This is a genomic window from Pseudomonas oryzihabitans (genome assembly GCF_006384975.1).
GTDB lineage: Bacteria > Pseudomonadota > Gammaproteobacteria > Pseudomonadales > Pseudomonadaceae > Chryseomonas > Chryseomonas psychrotolerans_B.
The window spans coordinates 2,188,806-2,208,484 of record NZ_CP021645.1 but is presented as its reverse complement, the minus strand read 5'-3'; the positions used below and the strand labels follow the sequence as shown (position 1 = coordinate 2,208,484).

Genomic DNA, 19,679 nt, shown 5'->3' with positions numbered 1-19,679 from the left:
GTTCTGCAGTCAGGGATGGATGCGGTATGGCCTCCAGTCTGCTGGCTTTAATTCGCTGCTAAGGCCGCTCTGCCAGATTCGTGCGCTTCCGGCAGAGCACGCCAAGACCTGGCCAGCCTGGTGCATGCCTTCGGCCAATGTTCTAGTCAAGGTTCGCCCTATGACCGCAGCCGTCCTGTTTCTCGCGCTCGCCGCAACACCGGGAAGCGCGACCTGCCTGGCGGCAAATCCGCCCTCGGCGGTCGCGCTGGTACGGGCGGCCAGCAACCCTCCGGCGCCAGGCCCCCAGGCGCTGCCGGTCATCCATACCGAGGGGACCTTGCCCCACACCGGCAGCCACGATCAGTCTGCCGCGGCCGTGCGCGATTTCAGTTACATGCTGGATCTGGCATTGGCTTGGCGGGACGCCCATGATGCCGCGGCTTTGACGCGGCTGGCGGGCTACTTCGATGCCTGGGCGCAGACGTATCGACCGAGCTTCGATCCCATCGACGAGACGAGTCTCGGCAATCTAATCGTTGCCTATCGGCTGGCGGCGGCTGATCTTCCCAAGGCGACGGCCCAGCGCACGCGCGTCTTCATCGAGCAACTGGCGCGTGGTTATCTGGACTGGATGGAGGCCCATCGCGGCGATGCCCGTGGCGTCTGGAGCAACAATTGGCAGAGCCATAGGGTCAAGCTGGCCGTGCTGGCGGCCAGCGCCCTGAATGACGAGGCGCTGTTCGCCCGGGTCCGCATGGCCTTCGTGGCCCAGCTGTCGGCCAACGTAAGGCCCGATGGCGAGGTACTCGACTTCACTCAGCGCGATGCCCTGCACTATGTCGTCTATGACCTCGAACCCCTGGTGCTGGCCGCGGCGGTCGCTCAGGGGCGGGGCGAGAATTGGTTGCGGCTGCCGGGGCGGGAAGGCCAAACCCTGGCCGCGGCGCTCGATTGGCTATTGCCCTATGCGCAAGGGCAGCGCAGCCATGAGGAATTCCAGCATTCGACGGTGCGCTTCGATGCCCAGCGCGCCCAGGCCGGACTACCTGGTTTTTCCGGTCCCTGGGATCCGGTGAGTGCCAAGGCCCTGTACTGGTCGGCCAGTCTGCTCGACCCTGGCTATACCGCTATTGCCAGACGTCTTGCCTCCGCACCGCCGCGTTGGCTGTGGGCCTATGCCCCGCCTTGTCGGCACTAGACGATTCGCGCGGGGATCAATTGAGACTGTAGATGCTGACCTTCGCCGTACCGTCGGCCACCATGTCGAGGCGATCGGCTGCGCTGCGCGACAGGTCGATCAGGCGCCGATGCACCGTAGGGCCGCGATCATTGATACGGACGATGACGCTGCGACCGTTATCCAGGTTGGTAACCTGGACGCGGGTGCCGAAGGGCAGGGTGCGATGGGCGGCGGTGAGGGCGTTGGGATCGTATTTCTCGCCGCTGGCGGTGCGACGTCCGGCGTGCCATTTGGAGTAGAAGGACGCCACGCCGACGTCGTGATAATCGTGGGCGGCGCTGGAGGAGAGCGTGGGCGGGAAGCGGTCATGGCTGGCGCAGCCGGCGAACAGCAGGGCCAGTGACAGCAGTCCGGCCCGGTGGATACGATGCATCTCGATGCCTCTTGGCAAAACGACCGCCAGCAGCTTAAGGGCTTGGAGCGGGGCTGTCAGCCCCGCTCCGCTACCCCGTGCGACCGCCGTCAGCCTTCCAGTTTCTGCTTGAGCAACTGGTTGACCTGGCCGGGGTTGGCCTTGCCCTTGGAGGCCTTCATCGCCTGGCCGACGAAGAAGCCGAACATCTTGCCGCGCTTGGCTTCGTCGCTGGCGCGGTACTGCTCGACCTGGGCGGCGTTGGCGGCCAGGACCTCGTCCAGCATGGCCTCGATGGCGCCGCTGTCGGTGACCTGCTTGAGCCCCTTGGCTTCGATGATGGCATCGGCGCTCTCACCTTCGCCGGCAGCCAGGGCCTCGAAGACCATCTTGGCGATCTTGCCGGAGATGGTGTCGTCCTTGATGCGCAGGATCAGGCCGCCCAGCTGGGCCGCGCTCACCGGCGACTGGCCGATCTCCAGGTCCTGCTTGTTGAGCAGGCTGGACAACTCGCCCATCACCCAGTTGGCGGCCAACTTGGCATCGCCGCTCACCCGCTGGACTTCCTCGAAGTAGTCGGCCAGTTCGCGGCTGGCGGACAGCACGCTGGCGTCATAGACCGACAGGCCGTACTCGCTCTGGAAGCGATCGCGCTTCTCGGTCGGCAGCTCGGGCAACTGGCTGCGCACCTCGGCGAGGAAGGCCGGCTCGATCACCACCGGCAAGAGGTCGGGGCAGGGGAAGTAACGGTAGTCGTTGGCTTCCTCCTTGCTGCGCATGGAACGGGTCTCGTCCTTGTTCGGATCGTACAGGCGAGTTTCCTGCACGACGGTGCCGCCGTCCTCGATCAATTCGATCTGGCGCTGGACCTCGTGGTTGATGGCCTTCTCGATGAAGCGGAAGGAGTTGACGTTCTTGATCTCGGCGCGGGTGCCGAAGGCTTCCTGGCCCTTGGGCCGTACCGAGACGTTGCAGTCGCAACGCAAGGAGCCCTCGGCCATATTGCCGTCGCAGATGCCCAGGTAGCGCACCAGGGCATGGATGGCCTTGACGTAGGCCACGGCTTCCTTGGCACTGCGGATATCCGGCTCGGAGACGATCTCCAGCAGCGGGGTGCCGGCGCGGTTCAGGTCGATGCCGCTCATGCCGTGGAAGTCTTCGTGCAGGCTCTTGCCGGCATCCTCTTCCAGGTGCGCGCGGGTGATGCCGATGCGCTTGACGGTGCCGTCTTCCAGGGTGATGTCCAGGTGGCCCTTGCCGACGATGGGGTGATCCATCTGGCTGGTCTGGTAGCCCTTGGGCAGGTCCGGGTAGAAGTAGTTCTTGCGCGCGAACACGTTGCGTTCGGCGATCTCGGCATCGATGGCCAGGCCGAACTTGCAGGCCATGCGCACGGCCTCGGCGTTGAGCACCGGCAGGGTGCCGGGCATACCGAGGTCGATCAGGCTGGCGTGGGCATTGGGCTCGGCGCCGAAGCTGGTGGCGCTGGCCGAGAAAATCTTCGATTGGGTGCTGAGCTGAGCGTGGATCTCAAGCCCGATCACGGTTTCCCATTGCATGTCTCTATCCTTCCTCAGAAGCCGCTCGGCGCCTGGCGATGCCAGTCGCTGACCTGTTGGTACTGGTGGGCGACGTTGAGTAGCCGGCCTTCCTGGAAATAGTTGCCGAGCAGTTGCACGCCCACCGGCAGACCGTCGATGAAACCGGCCGGCATCGATAGGCCGGGGATGCCGGCGAGGTTGGCGGCGATGGTGTAGAGGTCTTCGAGATAGGCGGAGACCGGGTCGTTGCTCTTCGCGCCGATTTTCCAGGCCGGATTCGGCGTGGTCGGGCCGAGGATGACGTCGACCTCGGCGAAGGCCGCGACGAAGTCGTTCTTGATCAGCCGGCGGATACGCTGCGCTTTGAGGTAGTAGGCGTCGTAGTAGCCCGCCGAGAGGGCATAGGTGCCGACCATGATGCGGCGCTTCACTTCCGCGCCGAAACCTTCGCCGCGGGATCTCTTGTAGAGGTCCTCCAGGTTGACCGGATTCTCGCAGCGATAGCCGAAGCGCACGCCGTCGAAGCGCGACAGGTTGGAGCTGGCCTCGGCCGGGGCGATCACGTAATAGGCCGGGATGGCGTGCTGCAGATTGGGCAGGGAGATGTCCTTGACGGTGGCGCCGAGCTTCTTCAGCTCCTCGACCACGGCCAGCACCTTCTCGCCGATGCGGGCATCCAGGTCGGCGCCGAAGTACTCCCGCGGCAGGCCGATGCGCAGACCGGTCAGCGGTTGCTGCAAGGTGGAGCGGTAGTCGTCCACCGGCTGGTCGACGCTGGTGGAGTCCTTGGGATCGAAGCCGGCCATGGCCTGCAGCAACAGGGCGCAATCCTCGGCGGTACGGGCCAGCGGGCCCCCCTGATCGAGGCTGGAGGCGAAGGCGATCATGCCCCAGCGCGAGACGCGACCATAGGTGGGCTTGATGCCGGTGAGGTTGGTCAGGGCCGCCGGCTGGCGGATCGAGCCACCGGTGTCGGTGCCGGTCGCGGCGGGCAAGAGGCGCGCCGCCACGGCGGCAGCGGAGCCACCGGAGGAGCCGCCCGGCACGCGGGTGACGTCCCAGGGATTCTTCACCGGGCCATAGTGGCTGGATTCGTTGGCCGAGCCCATGGCGAATTCGTCCATGTTCAGCTTGCCGAGGGAGACGGTGCCGGCCGCGGCCAGCTTCTCCACCACGGTGGCGTCATAGGGCGCCTCGAAGCCGGTGAGAATCTTCGAACCGCAGGTGGTGAGCACGCCCTGGGTGCAGAACAGGTCCTTGTGGCCGATGGGCGCGCCGAGCAGGGCGCCGGTCTCGCCAGCGGCGCGGCGATTATCGGCGGCGCGTGCCTGCGCCAGGGCCTGCTCGCGGGTCACGGTGATGAAGGTGTTGAGCTGCGGGTCGAGTTGCTCGATCCGCTGCAGCAAGCCGAGGGTCAGTTCTTCGGCGGAAAATTGCTTCGCGGCCAGGGCGGCGGCGATCTCGGTCAGGGTCAGCTGATGCATGTCGTGTCTCACTCGATCACCTTGGGTACCAGGTAGAGCCCTGCTTCCACGGCGGGGGCGATGGCCTGGTAGGCGTCGCGCCGGTTGCTTTCGGTGGCCTGGTCGGGTCGCAGGCGCTGGGTGGCTTCCAGCGGGTGGGCGAGGGGGGCGATGTCCGCGGTGTCCACGGCCTGCATGCGGTCGACGAGGCCGAGGATATCGTTGAGGGTGGCGGTGGTAGCGGCGAGATCCGCTTCGTCGAGGCCCAGGCGGGCCAGGTGAGCGATCTTTTCGACGTCGGTGCGTTCGAGCGCCATCGGCTTCTCCAGCAGGAAGGCGGCGTGACCCGGTTGGTGGCCGCGTATGCAGGAGACGGGCAGACGGGTCGGGCGCCGCGTTGAACGAGGGCTTAATGGCCCGGAAAAGCTCTCAATCTAGCATATCGGCGCCTTGCCCTAAATCCCTGCGATTGTTAGAGTCTGCCGCACTTTTTTACCCGCACGTTTGTCCTGTCGCGTGCCTGCTTGTCACCGCCTAGGGTCACCTCATGTTCAAGAAATTGCGTGGCATGTTCTCCAGCGATCTGTCGATCGACCTGGGAACCGCCAACACCCTGATTTATGTCCGCGAGCGCGGTATCGTGCTGAACGAGCCCTCGGTGGTCGCTATCCGTACCCACGGCAACAGCAACCAGAAGAGCGTGGTCGCCGTCGGTACCGATGCCAAGCGCATGCTCGGTCGGACGCCGGGCAACATCTCCGCGATTCGCCCGATGAAGGACGGCGTCATCGCCGACTTCAGCGTCTGTGAAAAGATGCTGCAGTACTTCATCAACAAGGTGCACGAGAACAGCTTCCTGCAGCCCAGTCCGCGGGTGCTGATCTGCGTGCCCTGCAAGTCGACCCAGGTCGAGCGCCGCGCCATTCGCGAATCCGCGCTGGGTGCCGGGGCGCGTGAGGTGTTCCTGATCGAAGAACCGATGGCCGCGGCCATCGGCGCCGGTCTGCCGGTCGAGGAAGCCCATGGTTCCATGGTCGTCGATATCGGTGGAGGTACCACCGAGATCGCGCTGATTTCCCTGAACGGCGTGGTCTATGCCGAGTCGGTCCGCGTCGGCGGTGATCGCTTCGACGAAGCCATCGTCACCTATGTGCGCCGCAACTACGGTAGCCTGATCGGCGAATCCACCGCCGAGCGCATCAAGCAGGAAATCGGTACCGCCTACCCGGGCGGCGAAGTCCGTGAGATCGATGTGCGTGGCCGCAACCTTGCCGAAGGTGTCCCGCGCAGCTTCACCCTCAATTCCAACGAGGTGCTCGAAGCCATGCAGGAATCCCTGGCGACCATCGTCCAGGCGGTCAAGAGCTGCCTCGAGCAGTCGCCGCCGGAACTGGCCTCCGACATCGCCGAGCGTGGCCTGGTGTTGACCGGTGGTGGCGCCCTGCTGCGTGACCTGGACAAGCTGCTGTCGCTGGAGACCGGTCTGCCGGTCATCGTCGCCGAGGACCCGCTGACCTGCGTGGCCCGTGGCGGCGGCAAGGCGCTGGAAATGATGGATCGCCACGCCATGGACCTGCTGTCCACCGAATAAGGCAGTTCCAGACTACAGGCCCCGATCCGGTCGCCCCTGGCGTCCGGATCGCCGGGCGCGTTCTGCGAGGAACTCACCATCAAGCCGATTTTCAGCAAAGGCCCTTCGTTGGGCATTCGTCTGTTGATCCTGGCCGCCCTGTCGGTGGGTGTCATGGTCACGGACGCGCGTTTCGACTATCTGAAACCCGTGCGCAGCCAGCTGGCGCTGGTCCTGTCGCCCCTTTACGAGGTGGCGGGTTTCCCCGTGCGCGCCTGGGAAGCGGTCAGCGACCAGTTTTCCAGTCGCAGCGAACTCATGGCGGAAAACGAACGCCTCAAGGCCGAGCAACTGCTGCTGCAACGCCGGCTACAGAAGCTCGCCGCCCTGACCGAACAGAACGTGCGCCTGCGCGAGTTGCTCAACTCCGCAGCGCTGGTGGACGACAAGGTGCTGGTCGGCGAGCTGATCGGCGTCGATCCCAATCCCTATACCCATCGCATCATCATCGACAAGGGCGCGAAAGACGGCGTCTTCGTCGGCCAGCCGGTGCTCGACGCCAGCGGCCTGATGGGGCAGGTGGTGGAGGTGATGCCCTATTCGGCACGCGTCCTGCTGCTCACCGACGTGACCCACAGCATTCCGGTCCAGGTCAATCGCAACGGGTTGCGCGCCATCGCGGTCGGCACCGGCAACCCCGAGCGCCTGGAATTGCGCTACGTGGCCGATACCGCCGACATCAAGGAAGGCGACCTGCTGGTGAGCTCCGGCCTGGGGCAGCGCTTCCCGGCGGGCTATCCGGTGGCCACGGTGTCCAAGGTGATCCACGACTCGGGGCAACCCTTCGCCGTGGTCCGCGCCATTCCCACCGCCAAGCTCAATCGCAGCCGCTACATGCTGCTGGTATTCAGCGACACCCGGACCCCCGAGCAGCGCGCCAACGACGCCGCCGAGGCCCAGGAAGCGGCTGATCGTCACGCCGCGCAACGCCCGGCCGTCCCGGCCAGTCCGCCTGCTGCCGGCGCTGCCGCGACGCCGCCGGCCGCGGCCACTCCGGCGCAGGGGACGGGTTCTGGCAGTCGCCCGGCCGCGCCGCCGCAAGGAGCCGGCTCCGGCAGTCGCCAGGCTACGCCTGCCAAGCCGCCGGCAACCCAGGGTGGTGCCGCTGCCCATCCCGCCACGCCAAACAAACCGCCGGCCCATGGCGCCACCCCGACGACCGGCCAGCCGGCCGCGACCGCCACTCAGCCGCAGAAGAAGGTGCCTCCGCTGCCCGCCGCGGTTCAGCACCAGGCCCCGGAACTGCCGGACGAGGGTGATCGTTGATGGCGCTGCGCATCGGCCACAACGGGTGGGTGATCTGGCTCACCCTGTTGGTCGGCCTGCTGCTGTCGGTCGCGCCCATGCCGGAGTTCATGGAAATCGGCCGGCCGCTGTGGCTGGCGATGTTGTTGACCTTCTGGACCCTGACCCTGCCGCATCGCGTCGGTCTGCTCACCGCCTGGGTGATGGGTATCGCCGAAGACGTGCTCTACGGCAGTCTGCTGGGGCAAACGGCCCTGGTGCTGAGTCTGGTGGTGTTCCTGGTCCGCTCCCTGGCGCCGCGGCTGCGCGCCTTTCCGATCTGGCAGCAGGGCTTCGTGCTGCTGGTGGTCTATGGCATCGGTCAACTGCTGGCGCTGTGGCTGAACGCCCTGGCTGGCAGCCGCCCGCCGACCCTGGTCTTTCTCACCCCGGCCCTGGTCAGCGCCTTGCTCTGGCCCTGGATCTACCTGCTGCTTCGCGGGTTGCGCCTCAGATTCGGCGTCAACTAAGGCTTGTCTGAGCTGGTTTCACCTGCGCCAGGCTGGCATGCTCCCCTCATCTCCTGCCGTCTGGTTGTTGTCGATGCCCCAGCTCTACCTTGCTTCCGCCTCGCCACGGCGTGCCGAATTGCTCGAACAGATCGGCGTCGCCTTCCAAAAAGTCGCCGCGACAGTGGACGAAACCCCCTATCCGGGCGAGGCGGCGGACGCCTATGTCGAGCGGCTGGCGCGAGCCAAGGCGGCCATGGGCTGGCAGGTGCTGGCCGGCACCGCGGACGGCTGCGTGCTGGGCGCCGATACCTGCGTGGTGCTCGATGACCGACTGCTGGGCAAGCCCCGGGACCGGAGCGAGGCGCTGGCCATGCTCGCTGCGCTCAGCGGTCGCCGTCATCGGGTGGTGACGGGCGTCGCCGTCGCCGATGGCGAGCGTTGCCTGAGTCGCGTGGTGGCGGCGGAAGTGGAGTTCCGTCCGCTGGCACCCGGCGAAGCCGAGCGCTATTGGGAGACCGGCGAGCCGGCGGACAAAGCCGGCAGCTACGCGATCCAGGGCGCCGGGGCGGTCTTCGTGCGTGGCTTGCAGGGTAGCTATAGTGCCGTCGTAGGGCTGCCGCTATGCGAAACCGCGGAACTGCTGAGCGCTTTCGCCATCCCTTGTTGGCGGTCCGTTGGACTGTCGACTGCCCAACCCTGAGGCATTCGAGTCCTCGGTCGTTCTTCCGCCCTTCCACGTCGTCCAAGAGTCCTCCATGAGCGAAGAGATCCTCATCAACATCACTCCCATGGAGTCCCGTGTCGCGGTCGTGGAAAACGGTGTGCTGCAGGAGGTGCACGTCGAACGCACCCTGAGACGCGGCATCGTCGGCAACATCTATCGTGGGCGGGTGGTGCGGGTGCTGCCGGGCATGCAGGCGGCCTTCGTCGACATCGGGCTCGCCCGGGCGGCCTTCATCCACGCCGCCGAGATCTCCCAGCGCGAGGGAGCGGCGGTAGAGAGCATCAACGCCCTGGTGCGTGAGGGCCAGACCCTGGTGGTCCAGGTCACCAAGGACCCCATAGGCACCAAGGGCGCGCGGCTCACCACCCATCTGTCGATCCCCTCGCGCTACTTGGTCTATATGCCGCGGACTTCCCATGTCGGCATTTCGCTGAAGATCGAGGACGAGGCCGAGCGCGAGCGCCTCAAGGCGATCATGACCCGCTGCGTCGAAAGCGAAGGGATCGAGCAGGAGGGCGGCTTCATCCTGCGTACCGCCGCCGAGGCCGCGCGCGAGGAAGACATCCTTGCCGACATCCGTTACCTGCGCCGGCTCTGGCAGCAGATTTCCGGCAATCTGCAGGGGCCGACGCCGGTGCCCATCTATGAGGACCTGACCCTGGCACTGCGGGCGCTGCGTGACCTGGTCGGGCCGCGCACGGAAAAGATCCGCGTCGACAGCCGCGAGAATTTCCAGCGCATCGGCCAGTTCGTCGAGGAACTCATGCCCGAGGTGGCTTCGCGCCTGGAGCACTATCCCGGCGAGCGGCCGATCTTCGATCTCTATGGCGTGGAAGACGAGATCCAGAAGGCCCTGGAGCGCAAGGTGCTGCTCAAGTCCGGTGGCTATCTGGTGATAGACCCCACCGAGGCCATGACCACCATCGACGTCAACACCGGTGCCTTCGTCGGCCATCGCACCCTGGAAGAGACCATCTTCAAGACCAACCTCGAGGCCGCCACCGCCATCGCTCGCCAGCTGCGGCTGCGCAATCTCGGCGGCATCATCATCATCGACTTCATCGACATGGAAGACGAAGAGCACCAGCGCCAGGTGATCCGGACGCTGGAGAAGCAGCTCGAGCGCGACCACGCCAAGACCAACATCATCGGCATCACCGAGTTGGGCCTGTTGCAGATGACCCGCAAGCGCACCCGCGAAAGCCTGTCCCAGGTGCTCTGCGAACCCTGCGCCAATTGCCAGGGGCGCGGCATCCTGCGCACCGCCGAGACCATCTGCTACGAGATCTTCCGCGAGATCCTGCGCGAGGCGCGAGCCTACCAGGCCAATTCCTACCTGGTGCTGGCCAACCAGAAGGTGGTGGATCGGCTGCTGGACGAGGAATCGGGCAACGTCGCCGATCTCGAAGCCTTCATCGGTCGTACCGTCAAATTCCAGGTGGAGACCATGTATTCCCAGGAGCAGTACGATGTGGTGCTGCTCTAGGTCTGCTGGGTGATGGCTCTGCTCAAGCGTGGTGCGCTTATCCTGACATTGTCGCTGCTCGCCTTGACCACGCTCTACGTGGGCCTGGGCCGGTTGCTCATGCCCTGGGTCGGGGAGTATCGCAACGAGGTCGAGGCACGGGCGTCGACCGCGCTGGGCGAGCCGGTGCGCCTGGGCCGCCTCGAAGGCCACTGGGCGATCTGGAATCCGGTGCTGGTGCTGCGCGATCTGAGCCTGGGACGGGGTGAGCGGACCATACAGCTCGACTACCTCAAGGTGGTGCCGGATGTCTTCGGCAGCCTCTGGCATTGGCAACTGCGGCTCAAGGCGCTGCAGGTCGATGGTGTCCATCTGGTCTTGCAGGAGGATGCCCAAGGGCACTGGCAACTGCGCGGCCTGCCACCGCGCGCGCCGGAGGCCAAACCCTTCGATCCGGCTCCGCTGCTCGACGCCTTGGGCCGGCTGGACCATGCCAGCCTGCTGGACAGCCAGCTCAGCCTGATTCCGCAACAGGGTTCACCGGTCACCCTCAGATACCTAGAGGCCAGCCTGTCGCGGCAATTGAATGGTTCCCTGGAGCTGGCGAGTCGTTTCCGGCTGCCCGATGGCGGCACCGTGGCGGCGCATCTGAACGGCAAGCCACGTCCTGACGATTGGCGCGCCAGTAGCCTGGAAGGCTATCTCAGCCTGCCCTCCAGCGACTGGTCTCGCTGGGTGCCGGCCTCCTTGACCAGGCAATGGCAGCTGCGGCGCGCTCAGGCGGATGGCGAACTCTGGTTCGACTGGGCCGAGGGGCGCCTGCAGCATTCCTACCTGCGCCTGCGCGCCGCCGACCTGACCCTCGCCTACGCCGACCGTCCTCCGGTGCGCTTGCAGGGGCTGGAGTTGGACGCCGCCCAGCAGGGTGCCGAGGCGGCCAGGCAAACGGCGGCCCTGGCGCTCAAGGCTCAGCTCGACGGGCAACCGCTGGAAGGCCGCTACGGCCTCGCCTACGACGGTGACACCCAGCACCTGCAGGTGCGTGGCGACCAGCTGGATCTCGCCCAGGCCGCGCGCCTGGCGCGGGATCTTGCGCCCTTGCCCACGACGGTCGCCCAGGCGGTACAGACCTTGGCACCCCATGGCCGGCTACGCAATCTCAACGCCGATCTCTATCCGCAGAAGCCCCTGCCGGAGCGCCTCACCTACGCCACCAACATGGAACGGGTAGGCTTTTCCGCCTATCACGGCGCACCCGCCGCCGACGGTATCAGCGGTAGCCTCAGCGGCAGTCTCGGCGGTGGCGAATTGCGCCTGGATACCACCGATTTCATGCTGTACCTGAGCGATATCTTCCCGGACCCCTGGCGCTATCGCACCGCCAAGGCGCGGCTGACCTGGAGTCTCGACAGCCAGCGCTTCACCCTCGGCAGTGCGCTGATGCAGGTGACTGGTCCCGAAGGCGCCGCCAGTGGCGACATGCACATCCAGCTCGGTCTGCATCCGGAGGTGGACAGCTACATGGACCTGCGGGTCGGCCTCAAGGATGGCGATGCCAGCTATACCCGCAAGTACCTGCCCACGCGCCTGCCGGCGACGCAATTCAGCCCGGAGCTTGCCCAGTGGCTGAGCACCGCCATCGTCGGCGGGCGTATCGACGAGGGCATCTTCCAGTACCAGGGATCGCTGCGGCACGGCTCGCCCGCGCACTCTCGCACCATGAGCCTGTTCTTCCGGGTGCATGATGCCCAGCTGGCCTATCAGCCCGGCTGGCCGGCGCTACGGCAGGCCCGGGGCGAGGTGTTCATCGAAAACGACGGTATCAAGGTGCAGGTGCCGGAAGGACGTATCCTCGACACCCGCGTACGAGATGCCGAGGCCCGTATTCCGCTGCTGCACGACGGCAGCGCACCGCACCTGAAGCTCACCGCTCGGCTCGACAGCAGCGTACGCGACGGCTTGAAGATCCTGCAGGAAACGCCGTTGCCGACCGCCAAGGTCTTCGCCGGCTGGAAGGGGGAGGGCGCGCTTCCCAACAGCGGCCTGAATCTGGACATCCCGCTGGCCAAGGCCCAGCCACCGGTGGTGGTGGTCGACCTGACGCCGGACAAGGCCCGCCTGGAACTGGCGGACCCCAAGTTGACCTTGACCGACATCCGCGGCACCTTCCGCTACGACACCCGCACTGGCTTGAGCGCTCCGGACATCCAGGCGCGGGTCTTCGACCAGCCCATCCGAGGCCAGGCCTTGGCCGAAGGCAAGGCCGACGATCCGCGTACCCGCCTGGTCCTGGATGGGCGCGTGGATGTCGATCAACTGGCCCGTTGGCTGGGGAGTGCAGGGCGCCCCATCCCGGCGCGTGGCTCGTTGGGCTATCGCCTCGGGCTGACCCTGGCCGAGCACAGCGAGCTGGTGGTCACCTCCGACCTGCGCGGCGTGGCCATCGACCTGCCGGCGCCCTTCGGCAAGAGTGCCGACGACAGCCGCGACGCCTTCTTCAGCCTGGCGCTCAACGAGGGTGAACGCCGCGTGGAGGCGACCTACAAGGGCATCGCCGACGCCGTCTTGCTGCTCGATCCCGCCGCCATCGCCAAGGGGCGCGGGGAGATCATGCTCGGTGGTGGCACCGCCAATCTGCCGGCCAGCCCCGGCTACGACCTGCGAGGAAAGCTCGCCGAATTCGATCTGAGCGCCTGGCAGAACGTTTATCAACGCTACGTAGCCACTGGCCTGGGCGGCAATGGCGGTGCAGGGCAGGGCAATGACAATCTTCCCGATCTTTCCAGTCTCGGGCGTGGCGATCTCACCTTCGATCGCTTCCTCGCCTTTGGTCAGGAAATCGACAACCTACGCCTCACCTACGAGCCCCAGGACACCGCTTGGGAGTTTGGGCTGACCAGCCAGACCATCGCCGGCCAGGTGCGGATACCGCGGCAGAGCGGGCAGCCGATCGATGTCAATCTGCAGCACCTGCGCATTCCCCAGACACCAGCGGACCCTTCGGTGGTCAGCGATGCGCCGCGGCCCGATCCGCTGGCCGACGTCGATCCGCGTAAGTTGCCGGCGCTGAACCTGAACATCGATAGCTTCGAATTGGGTGGTCGGCCGGTCGGCGCCCAGCACCTGCAAATCAGGCCCTCGCCGGCTGGAGCCAATTTCCAGGCGCTGAACCTCGATCTGCGTGGCCTCAAGGTACAGGGCGATCTGCGCTGGGAGGGCGCGCCCGGAGCGACCCACAGCTACTACCAAGGCCGACTCTCGGGCGGCAACATCGCCGATATACTCCTGGCCTGGAACTTCGCCTCGAGCGTGACCAGTCGCGATTTCCACCTGAACGCAGGCGTCAACTGGCCCGGCTCGCCGGCCTATGTCGCCCTGGCCCGCCTCAATGGCAGCCTGGATGCGCGCCTGCACGAGGGCCAGTTGCGCAAGGTGGATGGGCCCGCCTCGGCGCTGCGGATCTTTGGCCTGCTCAATTTCGAATCCATCCGCCGCCGCCTGCGTCTGGACTTCTCCGACCTGTTCGGCCAGGGCCTGAGCTACGACACCATCACCTGTGTCCTCGTGGCCCAGAAGGGCGTCTTCCGCACGCACAAGCCCATCACCCTGAGTGGGCCGGGCGCGGAGATGAGCCTCAGTGGGGTGCTGGACATGGCTGAGAACAAGGTCAACGCCAACTTGCGCGTTGGCCTGCCGTTGAGCAATGCGCTGCCGCTGGCGGCCTTGCTCGCTGGCGCCCCGGTGGTCGGCGGCGCGCTGTTCATCGTCGATCGCCTGATCGGTGATCGCATTACCCGCATAGCCAGCATCACCTATCACATCCAAGGCCCCTGGCAGAATCCGACGATGACCGTCGAGTGAGTGCTGGCTCGCAGAGCCTGCTAGCATGGTCGGCGAAGACTGGAGTGACCTATGTCCATAGCCATCCTGCAGATGGTCAGCGGCCCCGTGGTAGCGGCCAACCTGCTCGCCGCCGAGCGACTGCTCGAACGCGCCGCCCAAGGCGGGGCGCGGCTTGCGGTACTGCCGGAAAACTTCGTTGCCATCGGCCATCCGGCGCCCGCCGAGCTGGCGCGGGCGGAGGCGCTCGGCCAGGGCGAGATCCTGCCCTGGCTGTCCGAGCGGGCTCGTGCCCTTGGCCTCTGGCTGCTCGCCGGTACCCTGCCGCTATTGCCCGACGGTGCAACGGCAGGCAAACCCTGCGCCTGCTCCTTGCTCTACGACGACCAGGGGCAACGTGTCGCCCGTTACGACAAGCTGCATCTGTTCGACGCTGACGTCAGCGACAGCCACGGTAGCTATCGCGAATCCGACCACTATGCGGCCGGTGAGACCCTCACGGTGGTGGACACCCCGGTTGGCCGCCTGGGCCTGAGCGTCTGCTACGACCTGCGCTTCCCCGAACTCTATGGCGCCCTGCGCGCGGCCGGCGCAGAGCTGATCAGCGCGCCCTCGGCCTTTACCGTACCGACCGGCCAGGCCCATTGGGAGCTGTTGCTGCGGGCCCGTGCGGTGGAGACCCAGAGTTATCTGCTGGGCGCGGCCCAAGGCGGCGTCCATGCCAATGGCCGGACCACCTGGGGCCATGCCATGGCCGTCGATCCCTGGGGCGAGGTGCTCGCCGTCCAGGCCAGTGGCGAGGCGGTGCTGTTCATCGAGCGCGATGCGCAGCGCCAGGCCGAACTGCGCCAGCGGATGCCGGTGCAGCAGCATCGCCGCTTCGCGCCGGCGCGGCTGGCCGAGCGCCAGGGGTAGAACGGCAATGACGGCCATTGGTCATTTGCATCAGGGATCGATGCGTTCCGCGAGTAGGCTAGACCGAGACGCGACCCTTTCATCGTTCCGACGCCCGTGGCGGCGTCGTCTGGAGTGTCCATGAGTGATTACCTAACAAGCGTCGGCGCGGCCCTGCTCGGCCCCGGCGGACTCGCGGTCGATGATCTGCAACCGGTGCTGCAGCGCCTGGCTGGTCCGGGCATCGACGCGGCCGATCTATATTTCCAAAGCATCGTCTCCGAGTCCTGGCTGTTGGAAGACGGCATCGTCAAGGAAGGCGGCTTCCACCTCGACCAAGGCGTCGGGGTGCGGGCGCTGTCCGGCGAGAAGACTGGCTTCGCCTACAGCAACGCCATCACCGGCGAGGCGCTGGACCTCGCTGCCCAGGCGGCACGCTCCATCTCCCGTAGTGGCAACGAAGGTCGGGTCCAGGCGTTTCGCGCGGTGGAGCCGGCGCAGCGTCTCTATGGCCAGGACAATCCCCTCGATGTGCTGGATCGCGCGACCAAGGTCGCCTTCCTGCAACAGCTGGACGAGGCCACCCGCTCTCTGGATCCGCGCATCCAGCAGGTCACCATCAGCCTGGCAGGGGTCTGGGAGCGGACCCTAGTGGCCGCGGTCGACGGCACCCTGGCCGCCGATGTGCGCCCGCTGGTGCGCCTGGGCGTCAGCGTCATCGTCGAGCAGAACGGGCGGCGGGAGCGGGGTAACAGCGGTGGCGGCGGTCGTTGCGACTACCGCTACTTCCAGAGCGATGACCGTGCCCTGGGCTATGCCCGCGAAGCGGTGCGCCAGGCGCTGGTCAATCTCGAAGCCACCGCTGCGCCGGCCGGCACCCTGCCGGTGGTGCTGGGCGCTGGCTGGTCGGGCGTGCTGCTGCACGAGGCGGTCGGCCATGGCCTGGAAGGCGATTTCAATCGCAAGGGCAGTTCCAACTACAGCGGCCAGCTCGGCCGGCAGGTGGCGTCTCCGCTGTGCACCATCGTCGACGACGGCACCCTGCCGGATCGTCGCGGCTCGCTGTCTATCGACGACGAGGGCACGCCCAGCGGCTACAACGTGCTGATCGAGAACGGCATCCTCAAGGGCTACATGCAGGACAAGCTCAATGCCCGTCTGATGGGCGTGGCCCCGACCGGTAACGGCCGGCGCGAATCCTATGCCCATCTGCCGATGCCGCGCATGACCAACACCTACATGCTGGCCGGCCAGAGCGATCCGGCCGAGATCATCGCCTCGGTGGAGAAGGGCATCTATTGCGCCAGCCTGGGCGGCGGTCAGGTGGACATCACCAGTGGCAAGTTCGTCTTCACCACCAACGAGGCCTACCTGATCGAGAACGGCAAGCTCGGTCGTCCGGTGAAGGGCGCCACCCTGATCGGCAACGGGCCCGAGGTCATGAACCGGGTATCCATGGTCGGCAACGACCTGGCCCTGGATGCGGGAGTAGGGACCTGCGGCAAGGACGGCCAGTCACTGCCGGTGGGCGTGGGTCAGCCGACCTTGAAGATCGACGCCATCACTGTGGGCGGCACCGGCGCCTGATGCCGATGCCGGCCGCCGCCGTACCGCCCGCAGACCTAGCGCAGTCCGCGCTGGGTCTCGTCAAGGGTGCGGATGTACTTGAACACCTTGCGCGCCGCCGCGGGCGGCTTGTTGTGCGCCGCCTCGTGCTGGGCATGGCGTACCAGGCCGCGCAGATGCTGGCGGTCGGTTTCCGGGTACAGCGCCACGAAGGCTTCCAGCGCCGCGTCGCCCTCGGCGATCAAGCGGTCGCGCCAGCGCTCCAGGGCATGGAAGCGCTCGTTGTATTGCCGGGTGGAACTGTCCATCTGGTCGACCAGCGCCAGGATGGCTTCCAGGTCCTGGTCACGCATCAGCTTGCCCAGGTACTGGACATGCCTTTTGCGCGCGATGTGCGTCTTGTGCTTGGGCGCTTCCGCCAGCGCCTTGCGCAGGGGATCGGTCAGTGGCAGGCGGTCCAGTTGCTCGGCCGGCAGCCCGGCCAGGCGTTCGCCCAGATCCTGCAGCGCGTGCAATTCACGCTTGACCTGAGTCTTGCTCTTTTCGCCCAGCGGCGCGTCGTCGTCGTAAGAATCAACCATGAACTATGGGGTCCAGCTAAGAATGGGCGCCATCATAACGAGTTGCCGCACGGTTGTCCGGCCTGGCCGGCGCCGTCCGTAAGGAGAACGTCATGAATCGCAACGACGCCGTGGGTCCCGCCGCGCTACCCGAATTGCGCGAGCAGGTCGAAGCCATCCTGGCCGAGGCTCGGCGCCAGGGTGCCAGCGCCGGCGAGGTAGCCGTCTCGGTCGATCAGGGGCTGTCCACCTCCGTCCGCAAGGGTGAGGTGGAAACGGTCGAATTCAATCGCGACCAAGGCTTTGGCATCACCCTCTACCTGGGCCAGCGCAAGGGCTCGGCCAGCACCTCCGCCACCGGCCCGGACGCCATCCGCGAGACCGTGGCGGCCGCCCTGGCCATAGCCAAGCACACCTCCGAGGATCCCTGCGCGGGCCTGGCCGATGCCGAGCTGATGGCACGTGGCGAACTACCCGATCTCGACCTCTACCATCCTTGGGATATCACCCCCGAACAGGCCATCGAACAGGCACTGGCCTGCGAAGCCGCTGCCTACGCCGCCGACAGCCGCATCGGCAATGCCGACGGGACCACCCTCAATACCCATCAGAGCTGCCGGGTCTACGGCAACAGCCATGGCTTCGTCGGTGGCTACGCCAGCACCCGTCACAGCCTCAGCTGCGTGATGATCGCCGGCAGCGGCGAGGCCATGCAGCGCGACTACTACTACGACGTCAATCGCATCGGCAGCCAGTTGCTGAGTGCCGAAGAGATCGGGCGACGCGCTGCGGAGCGAGCCGTGAGCCGCCTGGGCGCGCGGCCGGTGCCTACCGCCAAGGTTCCGGTGCTGTTTTCCCCAGAAATGGCCGCCGGCCTGTTCGGCACCTTTCTCGCCGCCATTTCCGGCGGCAATCTCTATCGCAAGTCGTCCTTCCTCGAAGGCGCCCTGGGCCAGCAGGTGTTTCCCGACTGGCTGACCCTGGACGAGCGGCCGCACCTGCCGCGTGCCCTGGGCAGCGCCACCTTCGATGGCGAAGGCCTGGCCACCTATGCCAAGCCCTTCGTCGAGAACGGTCAGCTGGTGTCCTATGTGCTCGGCAGCTATTCAGCGCGCAAGCTGGGGCTCAAGAGCACCGCCAATGCCGGTGGCGTGCACAATCTGCATGTCAGCCATGGCGCGGCCGATCAGGCCGAACTGATCCGGCAGATGGGTACCGGTTTCCTGGTCACCGAGATGATGGGGCAGGGCACCAATCTGGTCACCGGCGACTACTCCCGCGGCGCGGGTGGTTTCTGGGTCGAGAATGGCGAGATCCAGTTTCCGGTCCAGGAGGTCACCATCGCCGGTCGGCTGGGCGACATGTTCCGGCAGATCGTGGCAGTCGGCAGTGATGTCGAACACCGCGGCAGCCTGCGTACCGGGTCCGTGCTGATCGAGGGCATGACCCTCGCAGGTAGCTGAAAACGACACCGGGGGAGTCGTCGCGAGAAAATCCGGTCGAATTCGAGACAGCTCACCCCGTTACTCGTTAGTATCCTAGCAATGCACTAGGACATCGCCCGCGCGGTCGGATCGCTCGACCGAACGGGCTTACGGTCAGTCGGGGCGTTACCGCGCTCCAGCCGTACTTCCCGCCGCCTCGCCGCGGCGGGTCCATACCAAAGCCACCATGGAGACAATCCGCATGTCGCACACTCTGCCTCAGCTGCCCTACGCCTACGACGCGCTGGAACCGCACGTCGATGCCCAGACCATGGAAATCCACCATACCAAGCACCACCAGACCTACATCAACAACCTGAACGCCGCCCTGGAAGGTACCGAATTCGCCAACCTGCCGGCCGAAGAAGTGGTTCGCCAGCTGGACAAGCTGCCCCAGGACAAGCGCGGCGCCGTGCAGAACAACGGTGGTGGCCACGCCAACCACAGCCTGTTCTGGACCGTGATGGCCCCCAATGCCGGTGGCAAGCCCGAGGGTGCCCTGGCTGAAGCCATCGAATCCCAACTGGGCGGCTTCGACGCCTTCAAGGAAGCCTTCACCAAGGCTGCCCTGACCCGCTTCGGCAGCGGCTGGGCCTGGCTGAGCGTGACCCCCGCGAAGAAGCTGGTCGTGGAAAGCACCGGTAACCAAGACAGCCCGCTGATGACCGGCAATACCCCGATCCTCGGCCTGGACGTCTGGGAGCACGCCTACTACCTGCGTTACCAGAACCGTCGTCCCGAGTACATCGGCGCCTTCTTCAACGTCATCAACTGGCCGGAAGTGTCCCGTCGCTACGAAGCGGCGCTGAACGCCTGAGTCGATGAGTCATGAAAAAGCCGCCCTCGGGCGGCTTTTTCATGTGGAGAGCTTATCGCTCCCAGAGATCAGGCGCGCAAGGCGCCAATCACTCACCCTCGTCGAAGTAGTTGTTGATCAGCTCGATCAGGGCGCGCATGGCTTCCTCGCTCTGCTCACCCTCGGTCTCCAGTTGCAGGACCGTACCCTTGCCGGCGGCCAGCATCATGACCGCCATGATGCTCTTGCCATCCACCGGCGGCTCGCCACTGCGACCGACGCGGACGCTGGCGGGATAGCGTCCGGCCACGCCGACGAATTTGGCCGCCGCTCGGGCGTGCAGACCCAGCTTGTTGATGATGGTGATCTGTTGGGCAGGCATTGAGTCTGTCCTTGTGGAAGCGAA

Annotated in this window: 16 protein-coding genes and 1 pseudogene; 11 read left to right on the top strand and 6 right to left on the bottom strand. The window is 66.1% G+C overall.

Going from position 1 to position 19,679, the window contains the following annotated elements; all coding sequences use genetic code 11:
* The first annotated feature begins 160 nt into the window (after nucleotides 1-160).
* Nucleotides 161-1,180 (top strand): alginate lyase family protein, encoded by a 1,020-nt coding sequence (locus tag CCZ28_RS09790; protein WP_205894657.1) that lies wholly within the window; start codon nucleotides 161-163, stop codon nucleotides 1,178-1,180.
* A gap of 16 nt (nucleotides 1,181-1,196) precedes the next feature.
* Here CCZ28_RS09790 and CCZ28_RS09785 read toward each other — a convergent pair whose 3' ends face one another.
* From CCZ28_RS09785 to gatC, 4 genes are all read right to left on the bottom strand, one after another.
* Nucleotides 1,197-1,595: a septal ring lytic transglycosylase RlpA family protein gene (locus tag CCZ28_RS09785; protein WP_140217640.1), complete on the bottom strand. Its 399-nt coding sequence runs from the start codon at nucleotides 1,593-1,595 to the stop codon at nucleotides 1,197-1,199.
* An 89-nt stretch (nucleotides 1,596-1,684) separates the two neighbouring features.
* Nucleotides 1,685-3,133, bottom strand: a complete 1,449-nt coding sequence (gene gatB / locus CCZ28_RS09780) for an Asp-tRNA(Asn)/Glu-tRNA(Gln) amidotransferase subunit GatB (protein ID WP_140217639.1) — start codon at nucleotides 3,131-3,133, stop codon at nucleotides 1,685-1,687.
* A 14-nt stretch (nucleotides 3,134-3,147) separates the two neighbouring features.
* The gene (gene gatA, locus CCZ28_RS09775) at nucleotides 3,148-4,599 is read right to left on the bottom strand and encodes an Asp-tRNA(Asn)/Glu-tRNA(Gln) amidotransferase subunit GatA (RefSeq protein WP_140217638.1); all 1,452 of its coding nucleotides are present in this window, start codon (nucleotides 4,597-4,599) and stop codon (nucleotides 3,148-3,150) included.
* 8 nt (nucleotides 4,600-4,607) lie between these two features.
* Nucleotides 4,608-4,895: an Asp-tRNA(Asn)/Glu-tRNA(Gln) amidotransferase subunit GatC gene (gatC, locus tag CCZ28_RS09770; protein WP_140217637.1), complete on the bottom strand. Its 288-nt coding sequence runs from the start codon at nucleotides 4,893-4,895 to the stop codon at nucleotides 4,608-4,610.
* Nucleotides 4,896-5,125: 230 nt separating this feature from the next.
* Here gatC and mreB point away from each other — a divergent pair, with 230 nt between their 5' ends.
* From mreB to tldD, 8 genes and pseudogenes are all read left to right on the top strand, one after another.
* Nucleotides 5,126-6,169, top strand: coding sequence for a rod shape-determining protein MreB (gene mreB / locus CCZ28_RS09765; protein ID WP_058760126.1), 1,044 nt, complete (start codon nucleotides 5,126-5,128; stop codon nucleotides 6,167-6,169).
* A 126-nt stretch (nucleotides 6,170-6,295) separates the two neighbouring features.
* Nucleotides 6,296-7,258, top strand: a pseudogene (gene mreC, locus CCZ28_RS09760) (rod shape-determining protein MreC); the annotation flags it as partial.
* Nucleotides 7,259-7,473: 215 nt separating this feature from the next.
* Complete coding sequence (mreD, locus tag CCZ28_RS09755; protein WP_140217635.1) at nucleotides 7,474-7,962, top strand: rod shape-determining protein MreD; 489 nt, start codon at nucleotides 7,474-7,476, stop codon at nucleotides 7,960-7,962.
* 73 nt (nucleotides 7,963-8,035) lie between these two features.
* Nucleotides 8,036-8,644: a Maf family protein gene (locus CCZ28_RS09750; RefSeq protein WP_140217634.1), complete on the top strand. Its 609-nt coding sequence runs from the start codon at nucleotides 8,036-8,038 to the stop codon at nucleotides 8,642-8,644.
* 55 nt (nucleotides 8,645-8,699) lie between these two features.
* On the top strand, nucleotides 8,700-10,154 hold the full coding sequence (rng, locus tag CCZ28_RS09745; RefSeq protein ID WP_140217633.1) for a ribonuclease G: 1,455 nt from the start codon (nucleotides 8,700-8,702) through the stop codon (nucleotides 10,152-10,154).
* 12 nt (nucleotides 10,155-10,166) lie between these two features.
* Nucleotides 10,167-13,994 (top strand): YhdP family protein, encoded by a 3,828-nt coding sequence (locus CCZ28_RS09740; protein ID WP_140217632.1) that lies wholly within the window; start codon nucleotides 10,167-10,169, stop codon nucleotides 13,992-13,994.
* A gap of 51 nt (nucleotides 13,995-14,045) precedes the next feature.
* Nucleotides 14,046-14,888 carry a carbon-nitrogen hydrolase family protein gene (locus CCZ28_RS09735; protein WP_140217631.1) on the top strand — a complete coding sequence of 281 codons (843 nt, stop codon included), beginning with the start codon at nucleotides 14,046-14,048 and terminating at the stop codon, nucleotides 14,886-14,888.
* Nucleotides 14,889-15,008: 120 nt separating this feature from the next.
* Entirely contained in the window at nucleotides 15,009-16,454 is a 1,446-nt protein-coding gene (gene tldD, locus CCZ28_RS09730; RefSeq protein ID WP_140217630.1) for a metalloprotease TldD, read from the top strand.
* 35 nt (nucleotides 16,455-16,489) lie between these two features.
* Here the strand turns inward: tldD and yjgA are convergent, their stop codons facing one another.
* Nucleotides 16,490-17,014: a ribosome biogenesis factor YjgA gene (gene yjgA, locus CCZ28_RS09725; protein ID WP_059226477.1), complete on the bottom strand. Its 525-nt coding sequence runs from the start codon at nucleotides 17,012-17,014 to the stop codon at nucleotides 16,490-16,492.
* Nucleotides 17,015-17,106: 92 nt separating this feature from the next.
* On the opposite strand from yjgA, the gene pmbA reads away from it, so the two are divergent.
* Together pmbA and CCZ28_RS09715 are read left to right on the top strand one after the other, a co-directional pair.
* Nucleotides 17,107-18,456 carry a metalloprotease PmbA gene (gene pmbA, locus CCZ28_RS09720; protein ID WP_140217629.1) on the top strand — a complete coding sequence of 450 codons (1,350 nt, stop codon included), beginning with the start codon at nucleotides 17,107-17,109 and terminating at the stop codon, nucleotides 18,454-18,456.
* Between the two features lie 223 nt (nucleotides 18,457-18,679).
* Nucleotides 18,680-19,294, top strand: a complete 615-nt coding sequence (locus CCZ28_RS09715; RefSeq protein ID WP_058760135.1) for a superoxide dismutase — start codon at nucleotides 18,680-18,682, stop codon at nucleotides 19,292-19,294.
* A gap of 88 nt (nucleotides 19,295-19,382) precedes the next feature.
* Here the strand turns inward: CCZ28_RS09715 and CCZ28_RS09710 are convergent, their stop codons facing one another.
* Nucleotides 19,383-19,655 carry an HPr family phosphocarrier protein gene (locus CCZ28_RS09710; protein WP_140217628.1) on the bottom strand — a complete coding sequence of 91 codons (273 nt, stop codon included), beginning with the start codon at nucleotides 19,653-19,655 and terminating at the stop codon, nucleotides 19,383-19,385.
* Nucleotides 19,656-19,679 lie beyond the last annotated feature (24 nt).

Coding starts and splice junctions, on each gene's coding strand:
- pmbA (WP_140217629.1), top strand. CDS start 17,107: ATGAATCGCAACGACGCCGTGGGTCCCGCCGCGCTACCCGAATTGCGC.
- CCZ28_RS09715 (WP_058760135.1), top strand. CDS start 18,680: ATGTCGCACACTCTGCCTCAGCTGCCCTACGCCTACGACGCGCTGGAA.
- mreD (WP_140217635.1), top strand. CDS start 7,474: ATGGCGCTGCGCATCGGCCACAACGGGTGGGTGATCTGGCTCACCCTG.
- CCZ28_RS09735 (WP_140217631.1), top strand. CDS start 14,046: ATGTCCATAGCCATCCTGCAGATGGTCAGCGGCCCCGTGGTAGCGGCC.
- gatC (WP_140217637.1), bottom strand. CDS start 4,895: ATGGCGCTCGAACGCACCGACGTCGAAAAGATCGCTCACCTGGCCCGC.
- mreB (WP_058760126.1), top strand. CDS start 5,126: ATGTTCAAGAAATTGCGTGGCATGTTCTCCAGCGATCTGTCGATCGAC.
- CCZ28_RS09740 (WP_140217632.1), top strand. CDS start 10,167: ATGGCTCTGCTCAAGCGTGGTGCGCTTATCCTGACATTGTCGCTGCTC.
- tldD (WP_140217630.1), top strand. CDS start 15,009: ATGAGTGATTACCTAACAAGCGTCGGCGCGGCCCTGCTCGGCCCCGGC.
- gatA (WP_140217638.1), bottom strand. CDS start 4,599: ATGCATCAGCTGACCCTGACCGAGATCGCCGCCGCCCTGGCCGCGAAG.
- CCZ28_RS09750 (WP_140217634.1), top strand. CDS start 8,036: ATGCCCCAGCTCTACCTTGCTTCCGCCTCGCCACGGCGTGCCGAATTG.
- rng (WP_140217633.1), top strand. CDS start 8,700: ATGAGCGAAGAGATCCTCATCAACATCACTCCCATGGAGTCCCGTGTC.
- yjgA (WP_059226477.1), bottom strand. CDS start 17,014: ATGGTTGATTCTTACGACGACGACGCGCCGCTGGGCGAAAAGAGCAAG.
- CCZ28_RS09710 (WP_140217628.1), bottom strand. CDS start 19,655: ATGCCTGCCCAACAGATCACCATCATCAACAAGCTGGGTCTGCACGCC.
- CCZ28_RS09785 (WP_140217640.1), bottom strand. CDS start 1,595: ATGCATCGTATCCACCGGGCCGGACTGCTGTCACTGGCCCTGCTGTTC.
- gatB (WP_140217639.1), bottom strand. CDS start 3,133: ATGCAATGGGAAACCGTGATCGGGCTTGAGATCCACGCTCAGCTCAGC.
- CCZ28_RS09790 (WP_205894657.1), top strand. CDS start 161: ATGACCGCAGCCGTCCTGTTTCTCGCGCTCGCCGCAACACCGGGAAGC.